Annotated in this window: 17 protein-coding genes and 2 tRNA genes; 15 read left to right on the top strand and 4 right to left on the bottom strand. The window is 62.9% G+C overall.

Annotated elements, in window-relative coordinates; genetic code table 11:
• The first annotated feature begins 74 nt into the window (after positions 1-74).
• From AC2FM3_RS03465 to AC2FM3_RS03450, 4 genes are read left to right on the top strand one after another with little or no spacing between them, the layout of a single operon-like run.
• The gene (locus AC2FM3_RS03465; RefSeq protein ID WP_496679071.1) at positions 75-941 is read left to right on the top strand and encodes an FAD binding domain-containing protein; all 867 of its coding nucleotides are present in this window, start codon (positions 75-77) and stop codon (positions 939-941) included.
• Positions 938-1,417, top strand: a complete 480-nt coding sequence (locus AC2FM3_RS03460) for a (2Fe-2S)-binding protein (RefSeq protein WP_170435415.1) — start codon at positions 938-940, stop codon at positions 1,415-1,417. The genes AC2FM3_RS03465 and AC2FM3_RS03460 overlap by 4 nt, the downstream gene beginning before the upstream one ends.
• Positions 1,417-3,672, top strand: coding sequence for a xanthine dehydrogenase family protein molybdopterin-binding subunit (locus tag AC2FM3_RS03455; RefSeq protein WP_496679070.1), 2,256 nt, complete (start codon positions 1,417-1,419; stop codon positions 3,670-3,672). Before AC2FM3_RS03460 ends, AC2FM3_RS03455 begins: the two co-directional genes overlap by 1 nt.
• Positions 3,665-3,910 (top strand): MoaD/ThiS family protein, encoded by a 246-nt coding sequence (locus AC2FM3_RS03450; RefSeq protein ID WP_496679068.1) that lies wholly within the window; start codon positions 3,665-3,667, stop codon positions 3,908-3,910. Before AC2FM3_RS03455 ends, AC2FM3_RS03450 begins: the two co-directional genes overlap by 8 nt.
• 292 nt (positions 3,911-4,202) lie before the next feature.
• Here the strand turns inward: AC2FM3_RS03450 and AC2FM3_RS03445 are convergent, their stop codons facing one another.
• Both AC2FM3_RS03445 and AC2FM3_RS03440 read right to left on the bottom strand, forming a co-directional pair.
• Positions 4,203-5,348 carry a hypothetical protein gene (locus AC2FM3_RS03445; RefSeq protein WP_496679067.1) on the bottom strand — a complete coding sequence of 382 codons (1,146 nt, stop codon included), beginning with the start codon at positions 5,346-5,348 and terminating at the stop codon, positions 4,203-4,205.
• A gap of 92 nt (positions 5,349-5,440) precedes the next feature.
• Positions 5,441-5,515: transfer RNA gene (locus tag AC2FM3_RS03440), tRNA-Thr, on the bottom strand.
• An 83-nt stretch (positions 5,516-5,598) separates the two neighbouring features.
• On the opposite strand from AC2FM3_RS03440, the gene AC2FM3_RS03435 reads away from it, so the two are divergent.
• The 11 genes from AC2FM3_RS03435 to AC2FM3_RS03385 all read left to right on the top strand — a co-directional run bounded on the left by AC2FM3_RS03435 (position 5,599) and on the right by AC2FM3_RS03385 (position 12,329).
• Positions 5,599-5,754, top strand: a complete 156-nt coding sequence (locus AC2FM3_RS03435; protein WP_496679065.1) for a hypothetical protein — start codon at positions 5,599-5,601, stop codon at positions 5,752-5,754.
• A 5-nt stretch (positions 5,755-5,759) separates the two neighbouring features.
• Positions 5,760-7,025 carry a UDP-N-acetylglucosamine 1-carboxyvinyltransferase gene (gene murA, locus AC2FM3_RS03430; protein WP_496679064.1) on the top strand — a complete coding sequence of 422 codons (1,266 nt, stop codon included), beginning with the start codon at positions 5,760-5,762 and terminating at the stop codon, positions 7,023-7,025.
• Positions 7,025-7,501: a DUF2948 family protein gene (locus AC2FM3_RS03425; protein WP_496679062.1), complete on the top strand. Its 477-nt coding sequence runs from the start codon at positions 7,025-7,027 to the stop codon at positions 7,499-7,501. The genes murA and AC2FM3_RS03425 overlap by 1 nt, the downstream gene beginning before the upstream one ends.
• Positions 7,502-7,720 (top strand): hypothetical protein, encoded by a 219-nt coding sequence (locus AC2FM3_RS03420; protein ID WP_496679061.1) that lies wholly within the window; start codon positions 7,502-7,504, stop codon positions 7,718-7,720.
• A gap of 18 nt (positions 7,721-7,738) precedes the next feature.
• Entirely contained in the window at positions 7,739-8,044 is a 306-nt protein-coding gene (locus tag AC2FM3_RS03415; RefSeq protein WP_496679059.1) for a GNAT family N-acetyltransferase, read from the top strand.
• Between the two features lie 50 nt (positions 8,045-8,094).
• Positions 8,095-9,396 carry a histidinol dehydrogenase gene (hisD, locus tag AC2FM3_RS03410; RefSeq protein ID WP_496679058.1) on the top strand — a complete coding sequence of 434 codons (1,302 nt, stop codon included), beginning with the start codon at positions 8,095-8,097 and terminating at the stop codon, positions 9,394-9,396.
• 129 nt (positions 9,397-9,525) lie between these two features.
• Complete coding sequence (locus tag AC2FM3_RS03405) at positions 9,526-10,323, top strand: hypothetical protein (protein WP_496679057.1); 798 nt, start codon at positions 9,526-9,528, stop codon at positions 10,321-10,323.
• An 83-nt stretch (positions 10,324-10,406) separates the two neighbouring features.
• The gene (locus AC2FM3_RS03400; protein ID WP_496679056.1) at positions 10,407-10,886 is read left to right on the top strand and encodes a UPF0262 family protein; all 480 of its coding nucleotides are present in this window, start codon (positions 10,407-10,409) and stop codon (positions 10,884-10,886) included.
• 3 nt (positions 10,887-10,889) lie between these two features.
• Positions 10,890-11,348, top strand: coding sequence for an arsenate-mycothiol transferase ArsC (locus AC2FM3_RS03395; protein WP_496679055.1), 459 nt, complete (start codon positions 10,890-10,892; stop codon positions 11,346-11,348).
• The gene (locus AC2FM3_RS03390; protein ID WP_496679054.1) at positions 11,345-11,743 is read left to right on the top strand and encodes a ketosteroid isomerase-related protein; all 399 of its coding nucleotides are present in this window, start codon (positions 11,345-11,347) and stop codon (positions 11,741-11,743) included. The genes AC2FM3_RS03395 and AC2FM3_RS03390 overlap by 4 nt, the downstream gene beginning before the upstream one ends.
• A complete protein-coding gene (locus tag AC2FM3_RS03385) occupies positions 11,736-12,329 on the top strand; it encodes a GNAT family N-acetyltransferase (RefSeq protein WP_496679052.1) in 594 nt (197 codons plus the stop codon). The genes AC2FM3_RS03390 and AC2FM3_RS03385 overlap by 8 nt, the downstream gene beginning before the upstream one ends.
• 124 nt (positions 12,330-12,453) lie before the next feature.
• Here the strand turns inward: AC2FM3_RS03385 and AC2FM3_RS03380 are convergent, their stop codons facing one another.
• Together AC2FM3_RS03380 and AC2FM3_RS03375 are read right to left on the bottom strand one after the other, a co-directional pair.
• Positions 12,454-13,425 carry an adenylate/guanylate cyclase domain-containing protein gene (locus AC2FM3_RS03380; RefSeq protein WP_496679051.1) on the bottom strand — a complete coding sequence of 324 codons (972 nt, stop codon included), beginning with the start codon at positions 13,423-13,425 and terminating at the stop codon, positions 12,454-12,456.
• 612 nt (positions 13,426-14,037) lie between these two features.
• Positions 14,038-14,114, bottom strand: a tRNA-Met gene (locus tag AC2FM3_RS03375).

Below are 14,114 nucleotides of genomic sequence, written 5' to 3'. Positions count from 1 at the left end.
GGACGCCGCCGCGCGGCTGCTCTAACGTCGCCCCAAACCCAGTGAACCCTGACCAACAGGCGCGAGGTACAATCATGCAATATCACCGCCCCGCCAGCTTTGCCGAAGCTTCGGATCTGGCTGCCCATGCAACGGGCATCACGCGGTTTCTGGCCGGCGGCACCGACGTCTTGGTGCAACTGCGGTCCGAGATCGTGACCCCCGACACCCTGATCGACATCAAGACCATCGACGGGGTGCGCGACATCACCCGCCACGCCGACGGAAGTTGGACGCTGGGCGTGGCCGTCACCGGTGCCGAGATGAACGAACACCCCCAACTGGGCCGAGAGTGGCCTGGTGTGGTCGAGGCGATGGACATGATCGGCTCGACCCAGATTCAGGGCCGTGCCACGCCGGTTGGCAACCTGTGCAATGGCTCGCCCGCCGCCGATTCCGTTCCGGCCATGGTTGCTGCGGGGGCGAGCGTGACGGTGACCGGCCCCGCGGGCGATCGGGTCGTGGCGGTCGAGGACATCCCGACCGGCCCCGGCAAGACCTCGCTGGCGCAGGGCGAACTGATCTCGGCCCTGCACATCCCGGCGCGGGGCGAGAACGGCGGTGACGCCTATCTGCGCTTCATACCGCGCACCGAGATGGACATCGCCGTGGTCGGAGTGGGCGTGAACCTGCGCATCGATGGCGACACCATCACCGAGGCCCGTGTTGCGCTGGGCGCCGTGGCGCCTACCGTCCTGCTTGTCGAAGACTGCGCCCGGGCGCTGATCGGCACCACGCTGGACGATGCCGCGTTGGCGGCGCTGGCCGCCGCCGCCTCGGCCGCCTGCAAACCCATCGACGACAAACGCGGCACGATCGAATTCCGCACCGAAGTGGCCGGCGTTCTGGCAAAACGCGCCGCGAAAATCGCCTATGCCCGCGCCAAGGGAGAGACCGCATGACCAAGCATCACGTCACCACCACCGTCAACGGCGACACGGTCGAATACCTGTGCGACGCGCGCGAAACCCTACTGGACTGTCTGCGCGACAAGTTGAACCTGACCGGCGCCAAGGAAGGCTGCGGCACCGGCGATTGCGGGGCCTGCTCGGTCACGCTGGACGGGCGGCTGGTCTGTTCCTGCCTGGTGCTGGGGGTCGAGGCCGAAGGCAAGCAAATCGAAACCATCGAAGGCATGGCCGAGGGCGAAACCCTGCACCCGCTGCAGCGCAAGTTCATCGAACATGCCGCGCTGCAATGCGGGGTCTGCACGCCGGGCGTTCTGGTCGCCGCCAAGGCGCTGCTGGAAAAGAACCCCGACCCGACCGAGGAAGAGGCCCGCTATTGGCTGGCCGGCAACCTGTGCCGCTGCACGGGTTATGACAAGATCATCCGCGCCGTTCTGGACACGGCCGCCGAGCTGCGGGAGGCTTCGTAATGGCACTCGACGATCGCAAGTCGCACTTCACCTTCGTGGGCACCCGCCCGAACCGCCCCGACGGGCTGGACAAGGTCACGGGCCGCGCCCGGTTCGGGGCCGACGTGACCGCGCCGGGCATGCTGTTCGGCGCCATCCTGCGCTCGCCCCACGCCCATGCGCGGATCGTCCGGATCGACACCTCGAAGGCCGAGGCGCATCGGGACGTGAAGGCCGTGGTCACCCGCGCCGATTTCGCCGATGTCCCGTTCAAGCCGGGGCTTGAGGGCGAATTCTGGAACGTTCTGGAAAACGTCATGGCCGGGGAAAAGGCGCTCTATGACGGGCATGCCGTGGCGGCGGTTGCGGCCAGTTCGGCGCTGGCGGCGCGGGATGCGCTCAAGCTGATCGAGGTCGAATACGAGGTGCTGCCCCATGTCACCGACGTGGACAAGGCTATGGCGCCCGACGCACCGGTGATCCGCGAAGGCGCGGCCGATTATTCGGTGCCCGAGGGCATGCATCCCAACGTCGTGCGCTATCACGAAAGCGGTCACGGCGATGTCGAGGCGGGCTTTGCCGAGGCCGATCTGGTGATCGAGGATCACTTCGTCACCGAGGCCACCCACCAGGGCTATATCGAACCGCACGCCTGCCTTGCCTCGCTGGGCGCTGACGGCAAGGGCGAGCTGTGGTGCTGTACGCAGGGCCACTGGATCGTGCAGAAGACCTGTGCCGCGCTGCTGGGGATCGAAACCGCGCAGCTGCGCGTGACCGCATCGGAAATCGGCGGCGGGTTCGGCGGCAAGACCACCGTATTCATCGAACCGGTGGCGCTTGCGCTGTCGCGCAAGGCCAACCGTCCGGTCAAGATCGTGATGTCCCGGTCAGAGGTTCTGCGGGCCACGGGGCCGACTGCCTCGGCCTCGATGGACGTCAAGATCGGCATGAAAAAGGATGGCACCATTACTGCCGCCCAGGGCGTGTTCCGCCTGCAAGGCGGTGCCTTTCCGGGCGCGCCAGGCGACATGACCGCGATGTGCGCCTTTGCCCCCTACAACCTGACCAACGTGCGCCAGGTGGGGTATGACGTGATGTCCAACCGCCCGAAACAGGCCGCCTATCGCGCGCCCGGCGCGCCGATGGGGGCGTTTGCGGTAGAGTCGGTCATCGACGAGCTGTGCAAGAAATTGGGCCTCGATCCGATCGAGGTGCGCCTCAAGAACGCAGCGCGCGAGGGCGCCAAGGCCAGCTACGGCCCCACCTATGACCGGATCGGCCTGGTCGAAACGCTCGAGGCGGCCAAGGCGCATCCCCACTACTCGGCCCCGCTGAAGCCGGGGCAGGGGCGCGGCATCGCCTGCGGGTTTTGGTTCAACCACGGCGGCGAGACGTCGGTGTCGCTGGCCCTGTCCGAAGACGGCTCGGCGCAGCTGATGGTCGGTACGCCCGATATCGGCGGCTCGCGCGCGTCGATGGCGCTGATGGCGGCCGAAGTGCTGGGCATCCCGTACGAGAACATCCGCGTGACCATCGCCGACACCGCCACGCTGGGTTACAACGACGTCAGCCACGGCTCGCGCGTGACCTATGCCAGCGGTCTGGCCACGATAAAGGCGGCGCAGCACGCGGTCGAGAAACTGTGCGAACGCGCGGCGGCCAAATGGGGCATCCCCGTGGACGCGGTGAAATGGGAAAACGGCTGCGCGGTGCCATCCGGCCCCAACGCGGGCGACTTCGACCCGCTGCCGCTGGCCGAGATCACCGCTGACATGGGGCGCACCGGCGGCCCGATTTCGGGCCATTTCGAGGCGACCCCCGAAGGCGCAGGCGTGTCGTTCGGCACCCATATCGTCGATGCCGAGGTCGATCCCGAAACCGGCAAGACCTCGATCACCCGCTACACGGTCATCCAGGACGCAGGCAAGGCGATCCACCCCGCTTATGTCGAGGGCCAGTACCAGGGCGGCGCGGCGCAGGGCATCGGCTGGGCGCTGAACGAGGAATACATCTATGGCGAGGATGGCCGGCTGCAGAATCCGGTGTTCCTCGACTATCGTATTCCGGTGGCCAGCGACCTGCCGATGATCGACACGGTGATCGTCGAAGTGCCCAACCCCGGCCACCCGTTCGGCGTGCGCGGTGTGGGTGAAACCGGCATCGTGCCGCCGCTGGCGGCCATCGCGAATGCGGTTTCGAACGCGGCGGGCGTGCGGATGCGGCAACTGCCGATGTCGCCGCCGCGCATTCTGGCCGCGCTCAAGGACAATGGTTGAGGTCCATCTCTGGTCCGGCCTCCGGTCTCTGACCGGGGGTCAGGAGGTGGTCGAGGTTGAGGCCGAGACAACCGGCGAGCTGCTGCGCGAACTGGTGCGTCTCCATCCGCAATTGCAGGCGCCGATCGATGCGGGCGTGTCCATTGCCGTCAATGGCAGGATCATTGCAGCGGGTTTGTCCGAACCCATTCCCGACGGGGCCGAGGTCTATCTGATGCAGAGGTTGCGGGGCGGCTAGGCGGGGAAAGACACGGTCATTTCGGCGACAGGGCCTGATGATCGGTCCTTCCCCTGACCCTGCCGAAGTACCCCCTCGTTAAAAAAACACCATAAAACAGATCAGCAGGGGTGAGTTCCACCTGTATCCGAATATGGGCATATGTGGTGCCGAAAGGTGTCATAATTTTGTGATTTTGCCCGTTTGCATCCTGACGTCGCGTCAACATGACGCTTCGGTTCGTCATGGCCAGCGCGCTGCTTGAGTCTGGCGGATGCAGAGGCAAACCGTGCGATTTTGGCGCGGAAATTGGTCAGTCTGCGGCCCGTTTTCCAAAGATCCGTGTAAACCAGCCTCTATTTTTCTGCGGAGGTGCAGCAATCGGTTCGGGGCTGGTTGCCGGCTGGTAGTCCTTGAAGATTTCAAAACCCTGCTGGGCAGTGTTCAAGGCGCTTTCCAGAAGCCTTTCTTCTTCGGGGTCAAATATACCTCGGGCGGCATTCTGGAATGCCTGGGCAAAAGGCTGGTCAATATTCAGATGGTCAGGTGCAGGTTTCTGTTTCGTGGTCGCCTGCAGCGAGACGTTGAACCGTGCCTCGATCAGGGGGCGTTCTTCGTCCCATTTTGCAAGCACATCGTCGAAAACCTTTTTCGGCAGGAAGGTTTTATTTGAATCGTCAAATTTTTCCCCGAGGCCTTTTACTTTGGGGTGTGTCGTTGGGTTCTGCCTGATACTAAAGACGCCCAGTTCTTTCCGGAAGCCCATCAACACCAACCCGGTCTTGTAGCCGAATGATCTAGTGTTTGCGTATTTTTCCGGCCCGTCTTCAAGGTACGGTATATGTAAAGCCTGACAGAAATCGCGCACGACGCCGATCCGGGCAGCTTGTTCGTAGGAGCGAACCAGCATCGTCCCGTGCTGTGCAAATTCAGCAAGAGAATCCTTATAGCCCTTGTGAACATATCGTCTGGCAATTCTCGGCAGAGCCTTCAGGAATTGGGGATACGCTTCGGCGCTTCCGGCAATGCCTTGCAATGTTCTGGAGTTGATAAGGTCAATAGGATGCCGGAGATAGGCCAGAAAAATAACTTCGATGTTTTTGGGCAGGCCGGAAAATACTTCGGTACGAAGGCCTTGCACAGAATTGAAGAGGGTCTCATCCGAGATCAGAAAAGAGTGCAAGTGTTCGGACACGGCAAACTCGCGAAGTTCCTGTGCCCAATCGATCGATGTGGCCGGGACGTCCCGCCGGGGCGTTTTGAAAAAATATTCGGACCCGTCAATTTGGGGGACGCCAATCGGGTTTTCATCTGCAATTTTCGGGCGCCTGGACAGATCGAACGGGAAGGCGATGCCTGCCTCCCGCAGCTGCGGAGCATGTCTGACAAGGTACCTTTGAATGGATGTCGTGCCCGTTTTGGGCAGCCCCACATGAAAAACAAGACGTTTCGGAGTCATGGAAATACCTCTGCTGCGGGTTGGGTACAGCACCACACCGAGCCGCGCAAGCTACGCCGCAACACGTCTAAATCCTGCAATTTCAAGAGAGATGGTGCTGCTGGAGAGAATTGAACTCTCGACCTCTCCCTTACCAAGGGAGTGCTCTACCTCTGAGCTACAGCAGCGCTGTGGGCGGGTGATTAGACTCAAACGAAACGGGGCGCAAGGGTCTCTGGACGGTTTTTTTCACCTCCTGTAGAGAAAGATCATGTCAGACAAAAATTCACCCAAAACACACGGCAAATCCGGCGATACGCGCGAGGATCGGCTCAAGGCCGCTCTCAAGGCGAATCTCGCGCGGCGCAAGGCGCAGGCCAAGGCGCGGGCGGGTTCGGACGGCAAGGCCGGTCAGGACAAGGGCTAGAGCAGATGGATTCGATTCTTGTAACGGGCAACGGGCCGCTTCATGGCCGAATCCCGATCGCGGGGGCAAAGAATGCCTGCCTCACCCTGATGCCGGCCACGCTGCTCAGCGAAGAACCGCTCACGCTGACCAACGCGCCGCGTCTGAGCGACATCAAGACCATGACCGCGCTGCTGCAGTCGCTGGGGGCCGAGGTGTCGGCCCTGCAGGACGGGCAGGTTCTGGCGATGTCCAGCCACGACCTGACCAGCCACACCGCCGATTACGAGATCGTGCGCAAGATGCGTGCCTCGAACCTCGTTCTGGGGCCGCTCTTGGCGCGATTCGGTCAGGCAGTGGTTTCGCTGCCGGGCGGCTGCGCCATCGGGGCGCGCCCGATGGACCTGCATGTCGAGGGGCTGGAAGCCCTGGGCGCTGAGATTGAGCTGAAGGACGGCTACTTGCACGCCAAGGCGCCGAACGGGCTGAAGGGCGCGGTGCATGAAATGCGCTTTGCGTCGGTGGGGGCCACCGAAAACATCGTCATGGCGGCGACCCTGGCCAAGGGCACGACGGTTCTGAAAAACGCCGCGCGCGAACCCGAGATCGTCGATCTGGTGCAATGCCTGCGCAAGATGGGCGCGCAGATTCAGGGCGAGGGGACCTCGACCATCGAGATTCAGGGCGTCGACCGGCTGCATGGCGCGACGCACCAGGTGGTGACCGACCGGATCGAACTGGGCACCTACATGCTGGCCCCCGCCATCTGCGGCGGCGAAGTCGAGCTGCTGGGTGGCCGCCTGTCGCTGGTCGAATCCTTCGTGGAAAAGCTGACTGCCGCCGGGGTCGATGTCGAGGAAACCGAACAGGGCCTGAAGGTCTCGCGCAGGAATGGCCGGGTGCGTGCGGTCGACGTGGTGACCGAGCCGTTCCCCGGCTTTCCCACCGATCTGCAGGCGCAGATGATGGCGCTGATGTGCACGGCCGATGGGGTTTCGGTGCTGGAGGAGCGGATTTTCGAGAACCGCTTCATGCACGCCCCCGAACTGGTGCGGATGGGCGCGCAGATCGAGGTGCATGGCGGCACCGCGACGGTGACCGGGGTCGAGCGCCTGAAGGGCGCGCCGGTGATGGCCACCGATCTGCGGGCCTCGGTCTCGCTGATCCTGGCCGGTCTGGCGGCCGAGGGCGAAACACTTGTCAGCCGGGTCTATCATCTTGACCGCGGATATGAGCATGTGGTCCGCAAGCTGGAAGGCGTGGGCGCCAAAATCGAACGGATCAAGGGCTGATGGCAGACGCAACATTCGAAGACGGGCGCGAGGCGCCGCTGAACCTGGGCGCGTTGGACGCCGACGACCTGCGGGTGATCGCGGCGCTGGGGCAGGATGCCGTCTTTCCGGCCAGCGAGATGACCTGGCAACCGGCCCGCCGCCGCTTCGCCCTGCTGCTCAACCGGTTCCGGTGGGAAGACAAGGAGGCCGCCGAGCGCCGCGACCGCCCCTACGAGCGGGTGCAGTCGGTGCTGGTGTTCGATTCGGTCCTGGCGGTGGCCAGCCAGGGCATCAACCGGTCCGACAAGGACCTGATCCTGTCGCTGCTGGATATCGAGTTCCACCCGGCCGAGGACGGTGCTGGCGAGGTGCTGCTGACGCTGGCCGGCGATGGCGCGATTCGTCTGACGGTCGAGGCGCTCGAGGCCACGCTCAGGGACGTCACGCGCCCGTACCGCGCGCCCTCGGGGCATGCGCCCAAGCACCCGGTCTAGGTGAGGAACAAGCGCGGGATATCCCAGACCTTCTCGGGTGCGCCGAAAGGCACTGAAATTCGCCGTGCCACCGTGTTCGACGTGTTCGAGATGAACCGGGTTCTGACCCGCTCGATCGAGAGGCTCTGTACCAAGGATCACGGCAACGCCCCGGACGTGATTGCCCGCTGGACGGCGAACAAGACCCCGCAGGCGCTGCGGGACGACCTGCCGAACTAGGATGGCGAGGTCTGGCTGTTGCTGGGGGATGGCAGGCTGGCCTCGGTCGGGGCGCTGGGCGAGGTTGAGCCGGGGCGGGGCACCGGGCGGATCACCCTCAACTATGTTGACCCGGATTTCCTGGGGCAGGGCGCAAGCTCTGCCATGCTCTCGCATCGCGAATCGCGCCTCTCGGCCCTCGGCGTGACCGAGGCGCGTGTCACCAGCACCGCCACCGCGCGCCGGTTCTACTTGTCGCGCGGGTGGGTGGACGCAGGACCGCCGGGCGCTGGATCGTCGGATACCCGATGCGCAAATCGCTGCACCCCTGATCTAAGCCCTTGAGGCGCGGGCCGCCCCCGGATATTCCCCGCAGGACTGCCGGAGACACCATCATGCCCGTTTTCCTTGATACCACTGCGCCCGACTTCGAAACCGCCTTCGCCGACCTGCTCTCGGCCAAGCGCGAGGACAGCCCGGACGTGGACGCGGTCGTCGCGCAGATCATAGCGGACGTTCGGTCGCGCGGTGATACCGCCGTGATCGAGCTGACCGCGAAATTCGACCGGCTGGAGCTGACGCCGGAAACCCTGGCCTTCACGGCCGAGGAAATCGACGCCGCGATCGAAGATGTCGCGGTCGAGGACCGCGCGGCGCTGGAACTGGCCGCCGGGCGCATCCGGGCCTATCACGAACGCCAGATGCCGCAGGATCTGGAATGGACCGACGAGGCGGGTGCGACCCTGGGCTGGCGCTGGTCGGCGGTGTCCGCCGCGGGGCTTTACGTGCCGGGCGGGCTGGCCTCTTACCCCTCGTCGGTGCTGATGAACGCGATCCCGGCCAAGGTTGCGGGGGTCGAACGTCTGGCCATCGTGGTGCCCACGCCGGACGGACAGGTCAACCCGCTGGTCCTGCTGGCCGCGCGCCTGTCGGGCGTTGACGAGATCTACCGCATCGGCGGCGCGCAAGCGATTGCGGCGCTGGCCTATGGCACCAAAACCATCGCGCCGGTGGACAAGATCACCGGGCCGGGCAACGCTTTTGTCGCGGCGGCCAAGCGGCGGGTGTTCGGCAAGGTCGGCATCGACATGATCGCGGGGCCGTCCGAGATCCTGGTGATCGCAGACAAGGACAACGATCCCGACTGGATCGCGCTGGACCTGCTCAGCCAGGCCGAGCATGACGAAAGCGCCCAGTCCATCCTGATCACCGACGACGCCGCTTTCGGCCGCGCGGTGGCCGAGGCGGTGGACAAGCGGCTGGAAACGCTCGAGCGCCGCGCGATCGCCGGGGCCAGCTGGCGCGACTATGGCGCCATCATCACCGTGCGCGATCTGGACGAGGCCGCGGCCCTGTCGAACCGCATCGCGCCGGAACACCTGGAACTGTGCGTGGCTGATCCGGTGGCGCTCAGCCAAAAGACGATCCACGCCGGCGCCATTTTCCTGGGCCAGTACACGCCCGAGGCCATCGGCGACTATGTCGGCGGCCCGAACCATGTGCTGCCCACCGCGCGTTCGGCGCGGTTCTCGTCGGGCCTTTCGGTTATGGATTTCCTCAAGCGAACCACGCTCAGCCGCATGACGCCCGAGGCTCTGCGTGCCATTGGCCCGGCGGCCGAGCAGCTTGCGCAGTCGGAAAGCCTTGAGGCGCACGGGCTATCGGTGGGGGCGCGGCTCAAGCGGCTGAACGGCTGATCTAGGGACAATTGCGGTGGGGTCACATCCGGCCCGGGACTGCCGCGGCCGGCGCAAAACCACTTGCGGTGGTCGTCCGACCCGTGCGTTTTTTACCGGTGATGTCTTAGGACAAACCCGGAGCCGAAATTGGAACGTGTCGCAACCCTCTGGATCGGAGAGCGCTTCAGCTTTATGGAGCATCTGTGCCTGAAGTCCTTTGCCGATCTCGGCCAGACTCCGATCGTCTATCATTATGGCGAGTTGCAGGACATTCCGAGTTACGTCGAGGCCCGCGACGCACGCGAGATTTTCGATACGCCCGAGATCTATCGCGATCCGATCACGCGGTCGGTCGCCGTGCACGCGGACCTGTTCCGCCTGAAACTGCTGCAGCAGACCGACCAGATATGGGTCGATGCCGACGCCTATGCGGTCAAACCTTTCCAGACCGATCAGGGCTATTTGTTTCCAGCGGCCAACCGCAGGCGGCAACGCATCATGAATGGCGTTCTTGCCCTGCCGATCGACAGCCCGGCCCTGGCCGAAATGTGCGCCTTTGCCTTTGACGGCGATCTGGTGCCGCCCTGGTGGCCCGAGGAACAGCAGCGCGCCTATCTTCAGATCTTCGGGCGCTCGACCTACTGGAGCCTGCCGATCTTCAGCTTTGGCCCGCCGATGTTGTTTCACTACCTTTTTCCGACGCCGGAACATGCCAAGGCCGTCTCGCGGAAATCGCTGTATGCGATTCCGCTGCGCCACCGGGCACTGTGGAACGAGCCGGATCAGGACAAGCTTGAGTTCCTGGACTGGCAGAACCAAACTTCGATCCATTTCTACGGGTCCTGGTTCCGCAAGATATTCAAGGACCGCGACATCAATCCCGGCTCGCTGGTTGACACCTTGCTGCGCAAGCACGGCATCGACCCCAACGATCACCCCATCTAACCTTGCGTCCGGCCGGTTTCGCGCGTTGTCCCGCGGGCATAGGTGCGCTAGGTCTGGCCTGACCTGAACGGAAGTCGATGACCATGACCCGCATTTCGCATATCGAACTGGACGATCGAAACCTGCCGCCGCCCACGCCGGAAATCGAGCAGGAGCGCAAGGTCGCCATCTATGATCTGCTCGAGGAAAACTCGTTCACGCTGCCCAAGCGCGACGACCGAGTGGTGCCCGATGGCCCCTATCACCTGCAGCTGTCGATCCGCGACAAGCGGCTGGTGTTCGACGTCAGCACCGAAGATAGCCAGAAAGCCGCCGAGTTCCACCTGTCGCTGGGCCCGTTTCGGCAGGTGGTCAAGGACTACTTCCAGATCTGCGAAAGCTACTTCGATGCGGTCAAGACCCTGCCGCCCAGCCAGATCGAAACCATCGACATGGCCCGGCGCGGCATCCACAACGAAGGCAGTCGGGTCCTGCAGGAACGGCTGGAGGGCAAGGCCGAGATCGACGCCGATACCGCCCGCCGCCTGTTCACGCTGATCTGCGTGCTGCACTTCGGAGGTTGACGGGTGAAGCCTCTGCCGCATTCGGTCCTGTTCTGCTGCGACCACAACGCGGTGCGCTCGCCCATGGCCGAAGGTATCATGAAGAAATTCTATGGCACGGGCACCTACGTGCAGTCGGCCGGTGTGCGCAACGACTTGGAAATCGACGGGTTCAGCATCGCCGTCTGCCAGGAGATCGACGTGGAACTGTCACGCCACCGGTCGCGGTCGTTCGACGAGATGCAGGAATGGGGCGACGATCTCAGCTCCTTCGATCAGATCGTGGCCCTGTCGCCAGCCAGCCAGCGCAAGGCGCTGGAACTGACGCGGGTTTTTCACCTGGATGTCGAATACTGGCCAATAATGGACCCTACCGGACTGGGCGAGACGCGCGAAGAAAAGCTACACCACTACCGTCAGACCCGCGATCAGATCATCAAGCACCTGAAGGATCGCTGGGGGGAACCTACGGAGATCGCATGACCCAGACTGTCCAAGCCTATTTCGATGCCTTCAACGCCGGGGATGTGGCCGGCATGCTGACCTGCCTGTCCGACGACGTGGCCCATCACGTGAACGAAGGCCAGATCCGCGTCGGCAAAGACAAATTCGCCGAATTCTGCGCGCATATGAACCGCTGCTATCGCGAGACCCTGACCGACATTGTGGTCTTCGAGGCAGAGGGCGGCACCCGCGCCGCCGCCGAATACATCGTTATCGGCACCTATCTGGAAACCGATGCCGGCCTGCCTGCGGCCTCGGGTCAGACCTATCGCCTGCCCGCCGGGTCGTTCTTTGACCTCGAGGACGGCAAGATCACCCGTGTGACCACCTATTACAACCTGGCTGACTGGGTGAAGCAGGTGTCGGGTGGCTGAGGTCACTGCCGTCCGCGCCCTGACCGGCGAGGCGTTGTCGGCGGCGCTGGACGACGTGGCGCGGCTGCGCATCTCGGTGTTCCGCGATTGGCCCTATCTCTATGACGGCGATCTGGACTATGAGCGCAGATACCTGCAATCCTACCGCGACAGCGACCGGGCGATCGTCGTCGGCGCCTTTGACGGCGACCGGCTTGTGGGGGCCGCGACCGGCGCGCCGCTTGCCGACCATGCCGAGGATTTCGCAGCCGCTTTCGACGGCACCGGGCTGGAGTTGTCGCAGATCTTCTACTGCGCCGAATCCGTACTGCTACCCGACTATAGGGGGCAGGGCGTCGGACATGCGTTCTTTGATCTGCGCGAGGGTCACGCGCGGGGCTTGGGCTTCGCCAAGTCTGCCTTCTGCGGCGTGCAGCGTCCGGACGACCACCCGATGCGGCCCGCAACCTACCGCCCACTGGACGATTTCTGGCGCGCGCGCGGGTACAGTCCGCTGCCCGGCGTGATCGCCCAGTTCTCGTGGAAGGATCTGGGCGAGGCGTCGGAAACCCTGAAACCGCTGCAGTTCTGGATCAGGGATTTGTAAGGCGGCCCTGCTCCGGCTTTCAGGGGGCCGGTCAATCATGGTTTTCGGAGTTCGGATGAACGACCGCTGTGCTGGCGCTTCGTTCATTCGGCGATGACCACATTCGGCCTGCGCAACGTCAAATTCACCGTTTCCACTCCAGCTTATGAAGTAAATGCCTTCCTTCAAAACCTTTGAAAAACACAGATACGGGCTCTGAAAACTTCATGTCCGGAGCGTTCTCAGCCATGGTGCATGTGGCGTTGGATACCAAGATCTGACCAGCAGAGGCCATGGTTGTTATCCTGGCAGCCTTGTTTACCACAGCACCAAAGAAGTCACCGCGATTCTGAACGACTTCTCCGGTGTGGATGCCGATGCGCAAACCAAGTTGCGGGTCCTGATTTTGGGAAACAACGGCCTTCTGCATTTCAACGGCAGCTTTCAAGGCTTGCTGTGCCGAAGGGAAGCTCGACAACGTGCCATCTCCAAGGGATTTCACGAACTGACCGCCCTGCGCCTCCACGATGTCTGCAATATCGCGAAAGTGGTCATTGATCAGGCTCGACCAGCGTGCATCGCCCAACTCAGCCGCCAATTCCGTGCTGGCTTCCAGATCGGTGAACAGGATCGAAGCCAATCCCTCAGATTGTTCCAGCTTCGGACCTTCGTCTCTCGCCGCATCGACCAGCCGCTGTATGGCTGTTTGTTCCGTGCCCATATGAACAGCGTTCGGTACTGGTGCAGAACCATGTCGCTGAACTATTTTCCACCGGGCCCCATCCAAAACAAACACGTGTGTTTCGCGTTGAAGGCTGGGTTCGGGCAAACCTGAAAAGTGGACCCGATAAACGAAAGACGCCCAGCCGGTTTCGCCGTTCTCGAACGCCTCGGCCTCGATTTCTTCCACGGCAAGTATGTCGGGCACTTCGCTGAAAAAGTCGGCAACCCCTTCGCTTACAACCGAACCGTTCCAATATTCGTTCTCGGCCGTGCCAATGAAGCGCATTTCTTCGGCGGTAGAGAAAAAGCCCGGCAGAATTTCGGTGTTGCGGGTGAGGATGGCCTGATGCATCCGGCGCGAAATCGCAAGCAACTCTGGAGACGGCCGTATCATCTTGCTGTGTACGGCGGTCTGAGCAGATTTGTGGCTTCGCGTTCTGGCACAATCAACTCCGATGGGGTTACCCAGACTATGCTGATGGTCGGCGTTTCTCCAATCAAGGTTTATTTGTTCCGGAGAATCGACGGCGTCGGCTTCGATTTCACATCAGCATTGGCGCTTTCTTCGTATCGATCAGGGCAATTCATCTATACACCTCTCGCCTGTAGCCCATAGCTTTGCCGGACCTGTTTCTGCGGCGGGGCCGGCAGGGTCCAGTCGAAATCTGCGATCGAGAACGCCCTCTAAGGGTTCGAGGAAGGGCCCCTAAATGACAAAACAAAGCGTCTTGGCAAAGCCGATCCCGGCATGGGGCGGATCCAGACGCTGGCTTAAGCGAGCGTTGTGACGCTGATCGTCAACTACATAACATGTGACCCTGAGGCGGAGCGCAACAAACGCGACAAAGTTATCTTCGGTATCCGAATCCGAAAGCACGTGAAGCCGTGCGCAGTTTTATCTCGGAGATCGTTGTCTCTCCGGCCGACGAAGACGGCGTGCCGGTCGAGGTCAAGGGCTGCCTCGGCGCCTTGGTTTCTAACCGTTCGGAAAAGGTGGGGGGTTTGGTGGTAGCGGAGGAGGGACTTGAACCCCCGACACGCGGATTATGATTCCGCTGCTCTAACCAACTGAGCTACTCCGCC

The organism is Ruegeria sp. BHSB172 (assembly GCF_059613165.1).
The sequence above is the reverse complement of the archived record's forward strand: the minus strand, read 5'-3'. Positions and strand labels throughout refer to the sequence as shown.

What these genes read in the sequence shown, in the direction of transcription:
- AC2FM3_RS03450 (WP_496679068.1), top strand. Translation starts at nt 3,665, where the DNA reads ATGGTTGAGGTCCATCTCTGGTCCGGCCTCCGGTCTCTGACCGGGGGT.
- AC2FM3_RS03435 (WP_496679065.1), top strand. Translation starts at nt 5,599, where the DNA reads ATGTCAGACAAAAATTCACCCAAAACACACGGCAAATCCGGCGATACG.
- AC2FM3_RS03400 (WP_496679056.1), top strand. Translation starts at nt 10,407, where the DNA reads ATGACCCGCATTTCGCATATCGAACTGGACGATCGAAACCTGCCGCCG.
- AC2FM3_RS03465 (WP_496679071.1), top strand. Translation starts at nt 75, where the DNA reads ATGCAATATCACCGCCCCGCCAGCTTTGCCGAAGCTTCGGATCTGGCT.
- AC2FM3_RS03425 (WP_496679062.1), top strand. Translation starts at nt 7,025, where the DNA reads ATGGCAGACGCAACATTCGAAGACGGGCGCGAGGCGCCGCTGAACCTG.
- AC2FM3_RS03390 (WP_496679054.1), top strand. Translation starts at nt 11,345, where the DNA reads ATGACCCAGACTGTCCAAGCCTATTTCGATGCCTTCAACGCCGGGGAT.
- murA (WP_496679064.1), top strand. Translation starts at nt 5,760, where the DNA reads ATGGATTCGATTCTTGTAACGGGCAACGGGCCGCTTCATGGCCGAATC.
- AC2FM3_RS03460 (WP_170435415.1), top strand. Translation starts at nt 938, where the DNA reads ATGACCAAGCATCACGTCACCACCACCGTCAACGGCGACACGGTCGAA.
- AC2FM3_RS03380 (WP_496679051.1), bottom strand. Translation starts at nt 13,425, where the DNA reads ATGATACGGCCGTCTCCAGAGTTGCTTGCGATTTCGCGCCGGATGCAT.
- AC2FM3_RS03445 (WP_496679067.1), bottom strand. Translation starts at nt 5,348, where the DNA reads ATGACTCCGAAACGTCTTGTTTTTCATGTGGGGCTGCCCAAAACGGGC.
- hisD (WP_496679058.1), top strand. Translation starts at nt 8,095, where the DNA reads ATGCCCGTTTTCCTTGATACCACTGCGCCCGACTTCGAAACCGCCTTC.
- AC2FM3_RS03455 (WP_496679070.1), top strand. Translation starts at nt 1,417, where the DNA reads ATGGCACTCGACGATCGCAAGTCGCACTTCACCTTCGTGGGCACCCGC.